General features: G+C 46.3%; 16 protein-coding genes and 1 pseudogene. 7 read left to right on the top strand and 10 right to left on the bottom strand.

Annotated elements, in window-relative coordinates; translation table 11 throughout:
- The first annotated feature begins 159 nt into the window (after positions 1–159).
- Positions 160–2,181, top strand: a complete 2,022-nt coding sequence (locus ICN19_RS02410; RefSeq protein WP_216245467.1) for an autotransporter domain-containing protein — start codon at positions 160–162, stop codon at positions 2,179–2,181.
- A gap of 10 nt (positions 2,182–2,191) precedes the next feature.
- Here the strand turns inward: ICN19_RS02410 and ICN19_RS02405 are convergent.
- The 10 genes and pseudogenes from ICN19_RS02405 to ICN19_RS02360 form a co-directional block, all read right to left on the bottom strand.
- Positions 2,192–2,575 (bottom strand): annotated as a pseudogene (locus tag ICN19_RS02405) (C40 family peptidase); the annotation flags it as partial.
- 124 nt (positions 2,576–2,699) lie between these two features.
- Positions 2,700–4,349, bottom strand: a complete 1,650-nt coding sequence (locus tag ICN19_RS02400) for a PhoH family protein (protein WP_216245463.1) — start codon at positions 4,347–4,349, stop codon at positions 2,700–2,702.
- A gap of 232 nt (positions 4,350–4,581) precedes the next feature.
- Entirely contained in the window at positions 4,582–5,049 is a 468-nt protein-coding gene (locus tag ICN19_RS02395) for a peroxiredoxin (RefSeq protein WP_216245461.1), read from the bottom strand.
- A 40-nt stretch (positions 5,050–5,089) separates the two neighbouring features.
- The gene (locus tag ICN19_RS02390) at positions 5,090–6,007 is read right to left on the bottom strand and encodes a polysaccharide deacetylase family protein (RefSeq protein ID WP_216245459.1); all 918 of its coding nucleotides are present in this window, start codon (positions 6,005–6,007) and stop codon (positions 5,090–5,092) included.
- Positions 6,008–6,029: 22 nt separating this feature from the next.
- On the bottom strand, positions 6,030–7,076 hold the full coding sequence (locus ICN19_RS02385) for a bifunctional UDP-4-keto-pentose/UDP-xylose synthase (protein ID WP_216245449.1): 1,047 nt from the start codon (positions 7,074–7,076) through the stop codon (positions 6,030–6,032).
- Between the two features lie 25 nt (positions 7,077–7,101).
- A complete protein-coding gene (locus tag ICN19_RS02380; protein WP_216245448.1) occupies positions 7,102–7,971 on the bottom strand; it encodes a formyltransferase in 870 nt (289 codons plus the stop codon).
- Positions 7,972–8,934 (bottom strand): glycosyltransferase, encoded by a 963-nt coding sequence (locus ICN19_RS02375; RefSeq protein WP_216245446.1) that lies wholly within the window; start codon positions 8,932–8,934, stop codon positions 7,972–7,974.
- A gap of 42 nt (positions 8,935–8,976) precedes the next feature.
- A complete protein-coding gene (locus ICN19_RS02370) occupies positions 8,977–10,143 on the bottom strand; it encodes a DegT/DnrJ/EryC1/StrS aminotransferase family protein (protein ID WP_216245444.1) in 1,167 nt (388 codons plus the stop codon).
- A 24-nt stretch (positions 10,144–10,167) separates the two neighbouring features.
- On the bottom strand, positions 10,168–11,850 hold the full coding sequence (locus ICN19_RS02365) for a glycosyltransferase family 39 protein (RefSeq protein WP_216245442.1): 1,683 nt from the start codon (positions 11,848–11,850) through the stop codon (positions 10,168–10,170).
- Positions 11,850–12,227, bottom strand: coding sequence for an Mth938-like domain-containing protein (locus ICN19_RS02360; protein WP_216245440.1), 378 nt, complete (start codon positions 12,225–12,227; stop codon positions 11,850–11,852). Before ICN19_RS02360 ends, ICN19_RS02365 begins: the two co-directional genes overlap by 1 nt.
- A gap of 79 nt (positions 12,228–12,306) precedes the next feature.
- Here ICN19_RS02360 and ICN19_RS02355 point away from each other — a divergent pair, with 79 nt between their 5' ends.
- The 6 genes from ICN19_RS02355 to moaE are packed head-to-tail and all read left to right on the top strand — an operon-like array spanning position 12,307 to position 18,352.
- Positions 12,307–13,563, top strand: coding sequence for an aminotransferase class I/II-fold pyridoxal phosphate-dependent enzyme (locus tag ICN19_RS02355; RefSeq protein WP_216245438.1), 1,257 nt, complete (start codon positions 12,307–12,309; stop codon positions 13,561–13,563).
- On the top strand, positions 13,560–14,870 hold the full coding sequence (locus tag ICN19_RS02350; RefSeq protein ID WP_216245436.1) for a homoserine dehydrogenase: 1,311 nt from the start codon (positions 13,560–13,562) through the stop codon (positions 14,868–14,870). The genes ICN19_RS02355 and ICN19_RS02350 overlap by 4 nt, the downstream gene beginning before the upstream one ends.
- A gap of 19 nt (positions 14,871–14,889) precedes the next feature.
- Complete coding sequence (thrC, locus tag ICN19_RS02345) at positions 14,890–16,332, top strand: threonine synthase (protein WP_216245435.1); 1,443 nt, start codon at positions 14,890–14,892, stop codon at positions 16,330–16,332.
- Between the two features lie 54 nt (positions 16,333–16,386).
- Complete coding sequence (gene glp / locus ICN19_RS02340) at positions 16,387–17,610, top strand: gephyrin-like molybdotransferase Glp (RefSeq protein ID WP_216246010.1); 1,224 nt, start codon at positions 16,387–16,389, stop codon at positions 17,608–17,610.
- A gap of 18 nt (positions 17,611–17,628) precedes the next feature.
- The gene (gene moaD, locus ICN19_RS02335) at positions 17,629–17,886 is read left to right on the top strand and encodes a molybdopterin converting factor subunit 1 (RefSeq protein ID WP_216245432.1); all 258 of its coding nucleotides are present in this window, start codon (positions 17,629–17,631) and stop codon (positions 17,884–17,886) included.
- Between the two features lies 1 nt (position 17,887).
- Positions 17,888–18,352, top strand: coding sequence for a molybdopterin synthase catalytic subunit MoaE (gene moaE / locus ICN19_RS02330; RefSeq protein WP_216245430.1), 465 nt, complete (start codon positions 17,888–17,890; stop codon positions 18,350–18,352).
- Positions 18,353–18,380 lie beyond the last annotated feature (28 nt).

The raw sequence follows: 18,380 nt of genomic DNA, 5'->3' as shown, positions 1-18,380 counted from the left end.
TTAATAGATAGTATTTTCATGAGAAATTATCATTAACCATATAAATAATACGGCTTTTGCCACCTCACAGCACTTTTTTCATTCAAGACCAATACGATGACCTATCAGTCTCTTTGCATCCATATTTTTCGGGCTCTATCTTCGATTGCAATCGCAATCATGTTTTCATCAACCGCCTTTGCTGTTGGTAGTTGCGATAACTACACGCCAGATACAAACGGATCTGTGGTTGTCTGTGCAGCTTCAGGAACAACATCTGCGGGTGTAATCTCTAGCCAGGGCTCAACAACCGTTGGAAATAACGTCAGCGTTACTGTAAATTCCGGAGCATCACTGGTGATCAATGGTTCGACGATTGGATTGGGTAGCGGTGCGAACGTCACCAATAATGGCAATCTTAATACTAGCCAGTTCTACTATGGTTATGGCATCTCTTCAGGCGCAAATGGAAGAAATCAGTCTGGCGGTAGCGCCATTTTAAATAATGGGACCATCTATACGGGCGGCACTAATGCAGCCGGTATTTACGTTAGTGCTACCAACGCAAGTTCTACTACTAATACGATCTCTAATATATATACATCCTCGAGTCCTGGCTCAGGAGCTATTCAGACTGCGGGTGCTGGCGCTGCTGGCATTAGGTTAATTTCTGGCGCTGCAAATTCAAGTGTCATTAACTCTATTAACAATAGCGGCACCATAATAACTACAGGAGCTGCCGCTTATGGTATTCATACTTCAGGTGTTGGATCTGTCACGATAGAGAATACGGGAACAATTACCGCTTCAGGCGCCAATTCATTTGGAATCTATAACACCGGCAATATCCTCAATCTCACCAACTCTCAGGGCGGCTCAAATCCTTTGACTTACTCTGGTGTTTTGCCTGTCAACTACAACGCGATTGTTGCGAGTCCAACCAATTTCGGTAAATTGGATATCAGCGGCGGAACAGTAACGGGGGTGATGAACTTTAATATTGCAAGCAACTCTACGCTCGCTTACAACACTACTTATGCAACTGTATTAAATGGCTTCAAGATCAATAACCTTGGTAATTCATACGGAACATTTACCTCGGGTGGTAATTCTTATGTCTGGGCATTAGTGCATCGCGTTGGTGGTCCAGCAAACCAAACTGATTTGGTGATTAAACCTCTTCCACAGGCTGTGACTCCTACGGCAGCGCCTGCAACACTTCTTTCTGAGCTCAAAGCTACTTTGGCAGCGGAGTCTTATATTATTGCGCCTACTAATTTTGATACCCAGACCGCTTTAGCATCTTTCGGAACTTCATTGCAGGGCTTATTTGCGATGCAGTCTGCCGGGGTCATTAATGGTATGACTTATGACTGCCCATTATTTGGTAATCGCAATATCTGCGTTTCTGCTGGCGGTCGCTATACCAATGTGAGTGGCTATCCTGATAACACTACTAGCGCCTTAGTGATTGGTGCTTACCGCTTTTCAGAAAATTTACGTATTGGTGGTTATTTGGATCAAAGCCTTTCTCAAAGCACCCCTGGTGGCGTTGCGCAACTGAGCAATGGCACCCCAATGGTGGGTGTGTTCGGTGTGTGGAATCAAAATACCGATGGTACTGGCCTAGAGGCAAAGCTCGCTGCTGGTTATGCGAGTAAAAATGCCACACTGACACGACCTGTTGTTGGCGTTTCAGAGCCAGGCTCAGGATCTACTGCATTAACTTCACAGGGCGCTCTTGGGGTTCTCAAATATGGCTTTGGTTTAGGAAACAAAACCGTCGTCTCCCCGTATGCAGGTATGCGCTATGTATTGGGTGGCATGAATGGATATGCTGAGGCGCAATCATCAACAGTATCTAGTCCGCTTACCTACAATTCAATCAGTAACTACACAACTACTACGCTTGCAGGATTAATTGGTGCTCATAAGTTAAATGAAAAAACTAATATTGTTGTAAGTGCTGGTGCTGAAAAAGATGTTAACGCGAGTGTTGGTAATCTCATCACCTCCGGAAATGGTGAATTCAATATCGCCATGAATAATAATTACCGCACAGTCCGCCCTACTGCAAGTCTGGGTGTTTTTTATGATCTGAGTGCAAGAGAGCGGCTTGGCCTAAACGGCATTTATCGTCAAGAGGCTTACCAGGCGGTTACTTCGACGACTGTTATGGCAACTTATACAGTCGGTCTTTAATGGATTACTGAGGCACCATTCTGCGTGCTTCAGTAAACTTCGCCGCCCAATAGGGTGAAGTAATGTAGTCAAGGCGTACTGTGCCGCCAGCGCTTGGAGCATGCACAAATCTACCTTGGCCCACATAGATCCCCGCATGAGAATATCTTTCGCCAGTGGTATTAAAGAACACCAGGTCGCCTGGTGCTGGAGGTTGCCCCTCAATACCTCTTCCTTTGCTACTCATTAGCTGGATAGTGCGTGGAAGCTTGATGCCAGCCGCTTTGCTATAAACATAAACAATCAGCCCGCTGCAATCAAAGCCGCCCTTAGGCGTATTGCCGCCATATCGATAAGGCACATCTACCAAGCCTACCGCAGCAATTGAGATATCTTCAGTTCCAACACTGGTGTCTTGCTTAAATTGCGCAACCTTTGAGGTGCTGGACTTTGTACTGAATGTGCTGCATCCGTCTAGGATGAGTAAGCTGCAAATAAAAATGCCGCACCCAATAAGAGTGCGGCATGAGGATGTTTGCTTAGAGTGCGTCTGCAGCATGATCCGCAAGACGGGAGCGCTCACCTCGAGCCAGAGTCACGTGACCACCATGACGCCAACCCTTGAAGCGATCAACTACGTAAGTTAAGCCGGAGGAGCCCTCGGTTAAGTATGGAGTGTCGATCTGAGCGATGTTTCCTAAGCAAACAATTTTGGTTCCTGGGCCTGCCCGAGTAACTAAAGTTTTCATTTGCTTTGGAGTTAAGTTTTGTGCTTCATCAATAATGACGAACTTGCTGACAAATGTTCTGCCGCGCATAAAGTTCATACTTTTTACTTTGATGCGTGAGCGAATTAATTCCTGAGTGGCAGCACGACCCCATTCGCCAGCACCATCATCATTGCGTTGCAGAACTTCGAGGTTGTCATCAAATGCACCCATCCAAGGCTGCATCTTTTCTTCTTCAGTGCCTGGTAGGAAGCCAATGTCTTCACCAACAGGTACAGTAGCGCGGGTGATGATGATCTCGTTGTAACGCTTGCTATCGAGAACCTGCTCTAGGCCGGCCGCTAATGCCAGTAAGGTCTTGCCGGTTCCCGCTTGTCCTAGCAGGGTTACAAAGTCCACATCTGGGTTCATCAGCAGATTCATGGCAAAGTTTTGCTCGCGGTTGCGGGCAGTAACACTCCATACATTGTTCTTCTGATGAGAGAAGTCTCGCAATGTCTGCAGAAGGGCAGTTTTGCCATTAATTTCTTTTACTTGGGCATAAAACGGTGTTGAGCCATCCGGATTTTCTTGATAAACAAATTGGTTTACCAGCATGCTATTCACAGAGGGTCCAGTCACTCGGTAGAACATCGTGCCTGATTTAGAATCAGCCCAGCTTTCCATGTCCTTACCATGCTTAGGCCAAAAATCTGCTGGCAATGCCATGACGCCGGCATACATCAAGTCGCGATCTTCTAAAACCTGGTCATTGAAATAATCTTCAGCAGGCAATCCTAATGCGCGCGCCTTGATGCGCATGTTGATGTCTTTGGATACCAACACTACTTCTTGGCCCTTGCGAGTTTTTTGCAACTCGCTCACTACTGCCAAAATCAAGTTATCGCCTTTGCCTTCAGGAAGGCCTTCGGGTAATGCTTGTGTAGCAAGTTTTGTTTGGAAGAAGAGACGACCAGTAACATCTTGATTGCCTAGCTTATTGAGCGGAATGCCTTCATCTAGGGTGCCGCTTGTGCCGGCAATAAGTTGGTCCAGAGATCTGCTGACAGTACGGGCATTGCGTGCTACCTCAGTCATTCCCTTTTTATGGTTATCCAACTCTTCTAGAGTTGTCATTGGTAAATACAGATCGTGCTCTGAAAAGCGGAATAGGGAGCTCGGATCATGCATAAGTACATTGGTATCCAAAACAAATAGGCTTGGAGGTCCTGTACGAATGACGCGTTTTGGTTTTGCGGGTGCAGGAGTTTTGTTCTCGCTTCGAATTGGGCTTCGGTCCAGTTTGATTTTTTCGAGAGCCACTTCTGCCTCAGTTAAATCTTCTTCTACATCATTGGTCCAATCAACTGCTTCTACTACCACCGGTTTTGCTGGGGCAGGGCGCTTCTTTAAGTCGGGAGTATCTTTGCGACTGAGCTTCACTTGATCAGCAATTTGAGTGGGGATTGGGGGCAGTGGCATGGACTCTCCTAAAAGAAAAAACCGCCAAGCGGAGTGCATTGACGGTTTATTACGAAACTGGTTACCGCGAGGACTGAAAAACTGAGGGGGTTACTCTCCGTACCTGATCTGAGATATTCAGGTTTCTGATTCAAACGGATTGTCAGACTTTCCCGTCGTTTACGGTGCATATGAATCACTTTACCCCAAATTTTGGGGTTTGCAAGCACCTCAGAACAAATTGTTGTAAAAATTATTTGGTGGCTTGGGCTGCTTGTAATACCTCTGTCACATGACCTGGAACTTTAAGTCCACGCCACTCTTTCACCAGATTCCCGGAGGAGTCAAATAAGAAGGTGCTGCGCTCTACGCCACGGACTTGTTTGCCATACATATTCTTCATTTTCATTACACCAAAGATCTGACAAAGCTTTTCTTCGGTATCGGCAACTAGCTCAAATGGAAGCTCTAACTTGCTGCGGAAGTTGTCGTGTGACTTGAGGCTATCTCGGGAAACCCCTACCACCAGAGTATTGGCCTTAGTGAATGCTTCAATATTGTCTCTAAATTCCCCGGACTCGGCTGTGCAGCCAGGAGTCATATCTTTAGGGTAGAAATAAAGAACTAGCTTTTTGCCTTTTGCGGATGCAGGTGAAAATGTCAATCCAGAGGTTGCTGGAATTGCGCACTGCGGCATAGGTTTACCGATAGCTACTGTCATGATGATCTTTCGTTGGTTGTCTCTAATGCTTATTGAATTATTAGTTATTTTGAATGATTAATTCGCCACTACGGTTAGGTATTTCACCCCATGTAAGCGGTAATACAGCTATTTTATCGAGTTGTTTGGTGGCTTCCCAGGATTTATGAAGCTCGCCCATCGTGACGAGATCGTGACCTTGATTTAGCCATCCAGCTAATAGCTGCTCAAATGCGGGTAATAACTTTTGACCTTCTAGCTCAGCGTGTAGCGTGAACACTTGGTCGTTGGGATTGCTTTGAGTAATCTCTAAAAGCTTTTTGACTGCACCAAACTCATCAGTACCATCGATGCCAATCAGCTCATCAAAAGTAGGGAGTGTTGTTGGGTATTGAACATGTCTTGCTTTGCCAGAAGGTAGCTCAAGGCGATAGGGTACAAGATTGGGTTCGGCTCTACCATCAGAAGAGTAAGCAATCCCCCATTGATCGAGCTGTTCAAAGGCTGCCGAATTCATTTGCCATCCAGCGGCGCCATAAGTTACTGGTGCATGACCAAAAATCTCCACAAATCGATCCCAGCTTTTTTGCATCATGGACTTTGTCCATTGCGTATCTTGAGTACGAACTGCATCTTGCCAGGTAACGTGATCCCAGGTGTGAATGCCAGTCTCATGACCCGCTTGATCAATGGCGCGCATTTCTGCTGCAGCCTTCTTGCCGATGTCTGGTCCCGGGAGTAGAACACCATAGAGCAATGTCTTAATGCCGTAGTGCTCTACAACAGAAGTTCGACTCACTTTTTTCAGAAAGCCTGGGCGGAAAACGCGCTTTAAGGCCCAACCGGTGTGATCGGGACCAAGGCTAAAGAGAAAGGTCGCCTTAAGTCCAAAGCGCTCCAGGGTACGAGCTAGATTCGGTACGCCTTCTTTAGTGCCACGTAAAGTATCAACATCAACCTTGAGAGCAATCTTAGCCATGAAGCTTGAGGTTTACTTTCTCTTATTCTTTATCTACTAAGGTGCGCGCTTTTTCTACATCTTCACGATAAGCTTCAAAAATATTCTTGAGCGCATCGGACATAGTGGTGGTTGGTTTCCAACCCAGTTCGCTCATCGTGTTATCAATCGCTGGCACACGATTTTGAACGTCTTGATAGCCTTCGCCATAGTAGGCGCCAGAAGTGGTTTCTACAATCTTCACTTCATTTGCAGTCTTCGCATATTCAGGAATGCTGCGAGCAATTTCTAACATCTGATTTGCTAGTTCGCGAATAGAGTGATTATTTTTTGGATTGCCGATGTTGTAGATCTTGCCGTTAGCAACACCATCTTTGTTGTCGATGATGCGCATTAAGGCATCGATACCATCATCAACATAAGTAAAGGCACGTTTCTGCGCGCCACCATCAACCACGTTGATAGATTCGCCGCGAACAATGTGACCCAAGAACTGAGTCACTACGCGGGAAGAGCCTTCTTTTGGTGTGTAGATACTATCGAGACCAGGGCCAATCCAGTTAAATGGACGGAATAGGGTAAAGCGGAGACCTTCCATGCCGTAGCCCCAAATCACGCGATCCATCAATTGTTTAGAGCAAGCATAGATCCAGCGTGGCTTATTGATTGGGCCGTAAACCATATTGGATTTAGCGGGATCAAATTCGCCATCCTCGCACATTCCATACACTTCAGATGTGGATGGAAATACCAAATGCTTTTTGTATTTCACTGCAGAGCGCACGATTGGAAGGTTTGCTTCAAAATCGAGCTCAAACACTTTGAGTGGCTGCTGAACATAAGTTGCTGGTGTGGCAATAGCAACCAAAGGCAAGATGACATCGCATTTACGAATGTGATACTCAACCCATTCTTTATTGATGGTGATATCACCTTCAAAGAAGTGCATACGCGGATGATTAATTAAGTCACCAAGGCGATCATTTTGCATATCCATGCCATAGACATCCCAATCGGTTGTCTCGAGAATGCGCTTGGAAAGGTGGTGACCAATAAAACCGTTAACACCAAGAATGAGTACTTTTTTCATCTTTACTGCCTCGTTTTAATCTAATTTATTTGCTTGCTGGCAACCATTCCAAGATTTCTACTGCTTGGCGATTGCCGCAAATGCCGAATACCCGATTATCAACCACTTGGATGCCGCAAACCCCAAGATCGAGATTGGCTGGAAATGGCCCATTTAGGCTGGTGCGGGCAACAATCATGACTTTGCCCTCATGGTTTGTAAAGGCGCCCGGATAGGGTGGGGCAACGGCCCTAACCAGGTCGTGTACTTGTTTGGCAGTCTGATTCCAGTGAATTTGGCCATCTGCGGGCTTTCTGCCGCCAAAATAGCTGCCTTTTTGGAGTTCGTTAGGCTTGCGAGGAACGATTCCCTTTATAAGGCTCGGTAGAGCTTGTTCAATAACAGTCACTGCGGCCTGGCTGACTTTGCCAAATACGTCGGTCGCGGTTTCGTCTGGGTCGATGTTGACGGCTGCTTGTCCAACAATATCCCCAGCGTCTGGCTTTGCTTCCATCACGTGCAAGGTTGCGCCGGTTTCGGTTTCGCCATGCAGGATGGCCCAATTCACTGGTGCACGCCCACGATATTTTGGTAGAAGTGAGCCATGCATATTAAGTGCAGCAATTTTTGCGCACTTCAATATCTGCTCCGGAATCATGAAGCGATAGTAGAAAGAAAAAATATAATCCGGTGCAAGCGCCTGAAGCTTTGGAATGAGGTCTACCAATTCATTTGTATTGGGTGTGATGTAAGGAATATTTCTCTCAGCACACAGCTTGGCTACACTCCCGAACCAAACATTTTCATTGGGATCATCTTGATGGGTGACTACGAGGTCAACTTGTATGCCGGCACCAAGAAGTGCCTTTAGGCAATTAACGCCTACATCGTGATAAGCAAAGACGACTGCGTGCAATTATTTTTTCTCTAAAACAGTCTGCACAACATAACGTGGACGTTTGCGAATTTGCTGATAAATACGACCAATGTATTCACCCAAAAGACCAAGCCCAAAGAGCATGACACCAATGAGGAAGAAGGTCAGCGCGAAGAGGGTAAATACCCCCTCAACCTCTGCGCCTAAAACGAAGCGACGTACTAGTAGGTAAGCGAAAAGGCTGCCAGCAGCAAGGGATAAAAGCATACCGAGGATCGAAAAGATCTGCAATGGCATGATTGAGAAGCCGGTGACAAGATCAAAGTTCAGACGAATGAGTTGATACAGGGTGTATTTAGATTCACCAGCAAACCGCTCCTCATGCTTAACAGAGATCTCAACTGGGTTGGCAGAGAAGGTGTAAGCCAGGGCCGGAATAAAAGTATTGCTCTCGTCGCATTGGCGAACAAGATCAACAATGCGACGGCTATAGCCACGCAACATGCAGCCTTGATCAGTCATTGTGATGCGGGTTATATTTTCACGCAATCGATTCATGGCGCGTGAAGCGAACTTTCTGAAGAGGCTGTCCTGGCGATCGGCGCGTATCGTGCCGACGTAATCATGACCTTTTAAAAGTTGCTCAGTGAGTGCATCAATCTCTTCCGGTGGATTTTGTAAGTCGGCATCTAGGGTGATGATGTATTCGCCTTTGGCGTATTCAAAGCCAGCCATGATCGCCATATGTTGACCAAAGTTGCTATGAAATAAAACTGCGCGAGTGACATCGGGACGCAATTCCACCTGCTTAGAAAGAATTCCGGCGGAGCGATCTTTGCTGCCATCGTTTACAAAAACGATTTCGTAAGTAATGTTGCGTTTAGCGGCCAGCGTATCTAGCGCCGGGTAGAGGCGATCAAAGAGAGCTTGGAGACCATCTTCCTCGTTGTAGACGGGAATAACAATGCTGAGTGTTGGGTTGGCAACTAAATTGGCAGTCATGCAGCAATTTTGCCTGATTCTCAGGGCTCAACCCCAATAACGCTAGTTTTTGCGGTATTTCTGCAAAATTCCGACTAATCCCTTGGCTATACGGCCAATATCTTCATCTGCCATTGCGGGGAATAAAGGAAGTGTGAGGATGGATTTGCCAATCCGTTCTGCGATTGGTGTGTCAGAGGTTTTATAACCTTGGTTTTTATACAGAGTAAAACCTGTAATAGCAGGGTAATGAACGCCAGTGCCAATGCCCAGATCTTTTAGCTCAGTCATGACTTGGGCGCGATCTGTATTTAGCTGATCTAGCGGCAAAACTACTTGGAACATGTGCCAGTTACTTTCAGTAAAGTTTTCAACTGGAAGCTCTAATTTCAAACTTTCCAATCCAGCAGATTTCAATTCAGCGCGAATGACATCAAAGTATTGTTGAGCAAGCGCAGCACGACGCGCTTGATATGAAGGCAGCTGCTTGAGTTGTTCAAGACCAATTGCTGCATTCACATCGGTCAAATTATCTTTGCCACCCAATACATCGACGTCCATGCCGTCCATGCCTTGACGGGTTAATCCCTGAAGACGGAATTTCTCGGCAAGCTTTGCTTCATCTGCATTATTGAGAACAAGGCAACCACCTTCAACAGTGGTGAGATTCTTGTTGGCCTGAAAGCTAAAGCTGACTAAGTCACCAAAGCTACCAATCCTTTTGCCTTGCCATTGGGAGCCAAAGGCTTGTGCAGCATCTTCGATTACGCGCAGATTGTGTTGTTTGGCCAATGCATAGAGCTGATCCATATCAACAGGTAGGCCAGCTAAATAGACGGGCATGATTGCTCGTGTCTTTGGTGTGATTGCAGCCGAAACTTTATTGAGATCAATATTGCGTGTGACCGGATCAATATCTACAAACACCGGTTTGGCGCCTACGCTCAAAATGACGTTTGATGTTGCCACCCAAGAGATGGGCGTCGTGATGACCTCGTCACCTTCTCCAATGCCTGCGACCTGGAGCGCAATCTTCATCGTTGCAGTGCCATTAGCAAAACAGCGTACCGGGCGTCCGCCAAAGTAGTTGCTTAAAGTTGCTTCAAACTCTGCCAACTTGGGTCCTGATGTCACCCAGCCGGAACGCAATACTTCCGAAACAGCATCAATCGTTTCTTGATTGAAGCTAGGGCGCGTAAAGGGGATAAATGGTTGATTAGAGTCTGACATGATGTCTTATATTACTTTAATGGCCTAATGCGAAGCTTCTGGGTGTTTCACAATGACTCTACGAGAATCGCGATCAACTTCTTGCATTGGAAAATTCTGAGCCTTCAGTGCTTCAAATTGCTCTGGAACCATGAGGGCATAGGCAGTTTGATCTTCTTTCCAGTGAGTAATAAATGCATCCAGGGTTGGCATCCATAGATCGGGTTCTTGCTTGACGCCAAACTCGAGTTCATCAGGAGCTTCAACCATGATCATCGTTCTGCCCAAATAAAACGGCACAGTGTGGTCTAAAAGACGAACAGAATAAAAATTCACCTTTTCAGGAATAGATGCTTTCACTCGTTCTACGAGATCAATGCCAGAGACGGCGCGACCTAATGTTTCATGACCTGTGCCTGCGATGATGGCGCAGAGAAAAAATCCGCAAGCAAAACTCACGATACTTTGAATGCCATTTCGCTTGCTTTGCCATGCTGCATATGCGCTAAAAATGATTAGTGCTGTTAATGCAGCAATAACCCAATAGGTGTATTGCGCATAAGTCTCAATCTCATCAGGTCTTGCTTGCTTACCAATAGCATCCAAAAAGAAAAACCCAATGCATCCCAAAATGGAGAAGCCTATTGTTTGTAATTTCCAGGGCAACGCCATCGTATTGGTATGGCCGAGCAAGCGATCCAATCGATTGCCGATGATTAAAGCAAGCGCGGGAAATACGGGGATGATGTAGCCGGGCAATTTGGATCGTGAGACGCTAAAGAACGCAAAAATCACCACAAACCAGCAGACCAATAACCAGCCAGCAGAAAACTCGCGGCGGCGCTCGCTCCAAGCCTGTGCAACAGCTCCGGGAATTTGAAGCGCCCAAGGCAGTAGGCCAATCAGCAGCAGTGGCACAAAGTAATAAATAGGACCTGTTCTGCTGTGAGCGTCCTGTGTGAAGCGTTGTAGATGCTCATGAATAAAGAAGAATTCTAAAAATTCAGGATTGCGCTGCGCCACCAAAGTAAACCAAGGCGCAGTGATTGCTAAGAACAAAATAGTTCCGCTAAATAAACGGAGTCGAGTCCAGATCTTCCAATCCCAAGTGCTAATGGAGTAAGCAATAAATACCATCGCCGGAATTGCAGCGCCAATAACACCTTTGGATAAGGTGGCTAGTGCCATGAAGGCCCAACATGCCCACATCCAATTTCGACAACTACTTTTATTGTGTGAGGTTTGTGCAAGCAATAGACTGCATAGTGCGGCTACTAAAAAAGCAGACAAGCCCATATCAAGTGAATTGAAGTGACCGCTGATGACCCACATCGGACTTGAGGCCAACACAACGGCGGCCAACCATCCTGCTCGAGCGTTATAAATTCGAGCGCCGGTAAATCCAATTAAGAGAATGGTGAGAAAGCCAGTGAGCGCAGTCCAAAATCTTGCTTGCCAATCGCCGATACCAAACACTTGAAATGCTGCTGCAGTAGCCCACGCTTGTAATGGTGGTTTTTCAAAATACTTGTAACCGTTATAGCGGGGTGTTATCCAGTCGCCGGTTACGAGCATCTCTCGGGCGATCTCAGCATAGCGTCCTTCATCCGATGGAATGAGGTGTCGATAGTTGAGAGTTCCAAACCACAGCAAGCCATAAATGATGGCCAACAGCAAAATCTTGCCTGGATGCAGGGCCGAGGACTGCCGAATTTGGCCAAATTGCATTAAACGGGCTCCACAATCAGCGCCAAAAGGACCTGACGTCCTTCCCCCACCAGGATGTTGTATGTCCTGCAAGCAGCCTGAGAATCCATGATTTCAAAGCCAATTTTGGCGGAAATCAGGGCTTTTACGAGTTCTGGTTTAGGAAAGCGTTGACGTTTGCCCGTACCAATTAGGATTAATTCTGGTTTTAAATCAACGAGTTGCGAGAAGTGATGGGCTTCCAAGTCCTCAAATGACTGGGCTGCCCACTCTGCGATGGCGCCATCCGAGCTTAGGACAACAGCATGGGCGTAAGGAGTCTTATTGATCTCTACGTAACCATCGCCGTAGCCAGTGATCGTATTCGCTCCGGAATAGGGGTCAGATTGAAGCTTCAAGTGGACTCTCTGTCATAATTATGTGGATTATAGCTAGCTGTTTTTTCTCATATTTCAAGAACTTACCCTTTAATTTATTGTGAAACCAATTCGAAAGTCCCAAAAGCTCGATAACGTCTGTTATGACATACGTGGGCCGGTGCTCGAGCTTGCTCAGCGCATGGAGGAAGAGGGTCACAAAATCATCAAATTAAACATCGGAAACGTAGGGGTTTTCGGTTTTGATCCTCCTGAAGAGATTCAGTTGGACATGATTCGTAATTTAAGCAATGCCTCAGCCTATTCCGATTCCAAAGGAATCTTTTCGGCTCGTAAGGCAATCATGCAGTATTGCCAAGAAAAAGGCATTCAAGGCGTAACTCTGGATGATGTTTATACCGGCAATGGTGTTTCTGAACTCATCGTGTTATCGATGAATGCACTCTTAAATGATGGCGATGAAGTTTTGGTGCCGACACCAGATTACCCCTTGTGGACTGCTGCTGTGAGTTTGTCGAGTGGTACACCTGTGCACTATCTCTGCGATGAGTCCAAAGATTGGGAGCCAGACTTAAACGATTTGCGTAAAAAAATTACCCCTCGCACTAAAGCGATTGTCGTAATTAACCCAAATAATCCAACTGGCGCAATCTACTCAAAAGAAGTCTTGATGGAGATGATCCAGATTGCTCGCGAGCACGGTTTAATTTTATTTGCCGATGAGATCTACGACAAAATGTTGTACGACGGCGAGAAGCATATTTCTCTAGCGTCTTTGTCGACCGATGTAGTCACCATTACCTTTAACGGCCTTTCTAAGAATTACCGTTCATGCGGCTATCGTGCCGGCTGGATGATTGTCTCCGGCGATAAAGAGATGGTGCGCGATTACATTGAAGGTTTAAACATGCTGGCCTCGATGCGTTTGTGTGCAAACGTACCGGGACAATATGCGATACAAACCGCATTAGGCGGTTATCAGAGTATTAATGACTTGGTGGGTGAAGGCGGTCGTCTTGCGAAGCAGCGTGATCTCGCCTGGAAACTGATTACTGATATTCCAGGTGTCACTTGTGTGAAACCTAAGTCAGCCTTGTATTTATTTCCAAAGTTAGACCCAGAGGTTTATCCAATTGAAGATGATCAACAATTTGTTGCTGATCTTTTAAAAGAAGAAAAAGTATTGTTAGTGCAGGGCTCTGGTTTTAACTGGGGTAAACCTGATCACTTCCGCGTAGTGTTCTTGCCTCACGAAGATGTGCTCAAGGAGGCCATTGGCCGTCTTGCACGTTTTCTGGAGCGTTATCGTAATAAGCACAGCCGTAAGGCTTCTTCAACTGCAGCAAAGGCATCATGAAACCGATTCAAGTAGGTCTTTTAGGTATTGGCACTGTTGGTGGTGGCGTATTCACTGTTCTCGAACGTAACCAGGATGAGATTACTCGACGCGCTGGTCGTGGCATTCGTATTAATACTGTTGCCGACCTCAATGTAGAACGTGCCAAAGAATTGGTGAAGGATCGTGCGCAAGTTGTAAACGATGCTCGTGCTGTTATTAATAACCCAGAGATCGACATTGTTGTTGAGTTGATTGGTGGCTATGGCATTGCCAAGGACTTGGTTCTTGAGGCAATTGCTGCTGGTAAGCACGTGGTAACAGCTAACAAGGCTTTGATTGCTGTGCACGGTAATGAGATTTTTAAAGCAGCGCATGCCAAGGGTGTGATGGTTGCGTTTGAAGCTGCTGTTGCGGGCGGTATTCCGATTATTAAAGCGTTGCGTGAGGGCTTAACAGCGAACCGTATTGAATGGATTGCCGGCATCATTAATGGCACAACGAATTTCATCTTGTCCGAGATGCGTGACAAAGGCTTGGATTTCGGTACTGTTTTAAAAGAAGCGCAACGTTTGGGTTATGCCGAAGCTGATCCTACTTTTGACATTGAAGGTGTTGATGCTGCGCATAAAGCAACCATCATGAGCGCAATTGCATTTGGCATTCCAATGCAGTTTGAAAAAGCGCACATTGAGGGCATCACTAAATTAGACGCAATTGATATTAAGTACGCTGAGCAATTGGGATATCGCATCAAGTTGCTTGGTATTGCCAAGAAGACTTCGACTGGTGTTGAGTTGCGTGTGCACCCGACACTGATTCCATCTAAACGTTTGATTGCCAACGTTGAAGGCGCCATGAATGCGGTGCAGGTATTTGGCGACGCCGTTGGAACAACTTTGTATTACGGTAAGGGCGCAGGCTCTGAGCCAACGGCATCGGCTGTAATTGCAGACTTAGTAGATATCACCCGTTTGCTCAGCGCTGAAGCTGAGCATCGCGTTCCATACTTGGCATTCCAGCCGGATGCAGTACATGACACACCAGTATTGCCAATTGGCGAGATCACCACTAGTTACTATCTGCGCTTGCGTGTAGCTGATCAAGCTGGCGTATTGGCAGATATCACCAAAATTTTGGCTTCACATGGTGTTTCAATCGATGCTCTCTTGCAAAAGGAGGCTGATGAAGGTGAAAGTCAAACTGATTTGGTTGCCTTGACTCACGAAACCAAAGAAAAGAACATGCTTGCTGCAATTAAAGAGATTCAAGCTCTTAAAACTGTTGCCGGTGAAGTGGTGAAGATCCGTTTAGAAAATCTGTCTTAAGTAAAACTCAGCAAAATACATGCGTTACCAATCTACTCGCGGCAATAGTCCGCAACAATCCTTCTTAGAAATTTTGTTGGGTGGGTTGGCGCCTGATGGTGGCTTGTATTTGCCCGTTCAATATCCAAAAGTCACTGCAGCGCAGCTGGATTCATGGCGCGGTTTGTCTTATGCCGATTTGGCTTTTGAAGTTTTAAGTCTATATTGCGACGATATTCCTGCGGCTGATTTGCGCGTACTTTTGCGTAAAACTTATACCGAGCAGGTTTACTGCAATGGTCGTCCGCAGGACAACGCTAAAGACATTACCCCGATACATTGGTTAGGTGAAGAGCATGGAACTCGTATTGGCCTTTTAAGTCTCTCAAATGGGCCTACTTTGGCCTTCAAGGACATGGCTATGCAGTTGCTTGGCAATCTCTTTGAATACGCTCTCAAGAAAAAAGGTCAACATCTCAATATTTTGGGTGCAACTTCTGGTGATACTGGTAGTGCCGCTGAATATGCAATGCGCGGTAAAGAGGGCGTGAAGGTGTTTATGCTTTCACCTCGCGGCAAGATGAGTGCTTTTCAATCTGCGCAAATGTACTCCTTACAAGATCCGAATATTTTTAACTTAGCAGTGGCTGGTGTCTTTGATGACTGCCAAGATATTGTGAAGGCAGTAAGCAATGATCACGCTTTCAAAGCAAAGAATCAGATTGGTACAGTGAACTCTATTAACTGGGGTCGTGTAGTGGCTCAGGTGGTCTATTACTTCCAAGGTTACCTACTGGCAACTAAATCCAGCTCAGAGAAAGTCTCATTCACTGTGCCTTCGGGCAACTTTGGCAACATTTGTGCGGGTCATATTGCTCGCATGATGGGTTTGCCTATTGAGCATTTGATTGCCGCTACTAACGAGAATGATGTACTCGATGAGTTCTTCCGTACTGGCGTCTATCGTGCACGCAAGTCAGCTGAAACTTTACATACCTCCAGCCCATCCATGGATATTTCAAAAGCAAGCAACTTTGAGCGTTTTGTTTTTGATTTTATGGAGCGAGATGGCAAAGCTACAGCTGCTATGTTCAAGCAGGTTGATGAAGCGGGCGGCTTTGATATCTCCAAAGATGCAGTCTTTAAGGTGCTTGGTAAGTATGGCTTTCAATCAGGTCGTAGCACTCATGAGAATCGCCTAGAAACTATTCGTGACATTGATAAGCGCTACGGTGTAATGATTGATACACATACTGCTGATGGCGTGAAAGTGGCTCGTGAGCATTTGCAAGCAGGTATTCCAATGATCGTGCTCGAGACGGCGCTCCCAATTAAGTTTGAAGAAACCATTGAGATTGCTTTAGGTCGTCCTGCGGAATGTCCACCAGCTTTTAAAGACATTAAGTCTAAGCCGCAGCGTGTTGAGAATATTGATGCAGATGTGAATCAAGTTAAAGATTTCATTACAACGCATCTGGGTTAATTTTTAGCCCACAACAATTGAAGCAATAAAAATCATCCCATGACTAAGCCACCCATGTTGACAGCGCAGCAGGCATTAGACCATTTGCTCTCAAATGCAATGACAGTAACTGAGAGTGAGAAGGTAAGCACGCAAGCGGCATTGGGAAGAGTTCTGGCCGATGATGTAAAGAGCTTGGTAGATGTGCCGCCACTGGATAACACCTCAATGGATGGCTATGCGGTTCGATGTGCAGATACGGCAACACCCGGACAAACATTAAAAATTGCTCAGCGTATTCCAGCCGGTTCTATTGGAACCCAGTTGGAATCTGGTACTGCCGCCAGAATTTTCACAGGCGCTCCTGTTCCCCCTGGTGCCGATGCCGTTGTAATGCAAGAAGATTGCACGGTTGGGGATCAGCCTGATCAAGTCACTATTAATGTTGCTCCTACTTCCGGTCAATGGATTCGTCGTAGCGGCGAAGATTTAACAACTGGCAAGACTTGCTTGACTGCGGGCACATTCTTGCGCCCTCAAGAGTTAGGTGTTGCCGCTTCCGCTGGCTTAACGCATCTCAATGTAAAACGCAGGGTAAGGGTCGCGGCATTTTTTACGGGTGATGAATTGGCACTTCCGGGAGAGCCATTAAAACCTGGTGGCATCTACAACTCCAATCGCGATACCTTGCTAGCTTGTCTGAAGTCTTTGGGTTGTGATGCTACGGATTTAGGTATTGTTCCTGATCGATTGGATGCAACGCGAGAGGCGCTGCGCAAGGCCAGTAAAAATCATGATTTGATTATTACCTCTGGCGGCGTATCGGTTGGCGAGGAAGATCATATTAAGCCTGCGGTAACAGCCGAGGGGCGATTGGATCTTTGGCAAATTGCCATCAAACCGGGTAAGCCGCTAGCATTTGGTGCGGTACGTAAATCCAGTGAGCCTAAAGACGGTGAAGCCTGGTTTATTGGGTTGCCTGGCAATCCAGTTTCTAGCTTTGTCACCTTCTTGTTATTTGTTCGCCCATTCATTTTGAAGTTACAGGGGCGTGAAGCTAAACTTCCTCAATCGTATTTAATGCGTGCGGACTTTGATTGGCTGAAAGCTGATCGTCGCAATGAGTTCTTGCGCGTTAAGATTAATGATCAAGGTGGTCTTGATTTATACCCAAATCAAAGTTCAGGCGTACTCACCAGCGCCTCTTGGGGTGATGGCCTAGTTGATTGCCCGCCAAATCAGCCAATCAAGTCTGGCGAGTTGGTGAAATACATTCCTTTTGATGCGCTCCTCAAATAATCGGTTTACGATTAGTTCATGAAACTCGAATTACGATTCTTCGCCTCATTGCGTGAGGCTCTTGGCATCTCGCAAGAGAGCATTACGATTCCAGCAACAGTTAAAACGATAGCTGAGCTCAGGGCGCATCTTATTGAGCGTGGCAACCCTTGGTCTGAAGTATTGGCTGAAGGTAAGGTATTGCGCTGTGCTCTTAATCAACACATGGTTGATGCAAATACCGTTCTTCAGGATGGGGCTGAAGTAGCTTTCTTTCCTCCGGTAACCGGCGGCTAGTATGTCCAATTCATCTATTCGTATTCAGGAAAACGATTTCGACCTTAGCGCTGAAATTGCGGCGCTCAGAAAAGGAGACCCACGTGTTGGCGCGGTAGTCTCTTTTTTAGGAGCTGTCCGGGATATGAATGATGGCAGCCCAGTAAAAGGCATGACGCTTGAGCACTACCCTGGGATGACTGAAAAGTCTCTGCAAGAAATCCTTGATCAAGCTAAAGCACGTTGGGATATTTATCAAACGCTAGTGATACATCGAGTTGGACCACTGTTGCCCGAGGATCAAATTGTTCTGGTAGCCGTAAGCAGTGCGCACAGGGGTGAGGCTTTCGCTGCCTGCGAGTTCATCATGGACTACCTAAAAACAGCGGCTCCATTTTGGAAGAAAGAAGATACCCCTGAAGGGGCTCGTTGGGTAGATGCTCGCGTGACTGACGAGGCTGCAATGGCCCGCTGGAATAAAACCTAAGCCATATTCCATATTTCGCAAGAGAGAT

It is taken from the genome of Polynucleobacter sp. AP-Capit-er-40B-B4 (assembly GCF_018882245.1).
Classification (GTDB): domain Bacteria; phylum Pseudomonadota; class Gammaproteobacteria; order Burkholderiales; family Burkholderiaceae; genus Polynucleobacter.
The sequence above is the reverse complement of the archived record's forward strand: the minus strand, read 5'-3'. Positions and strand labels throughout refer to the sequence as shown.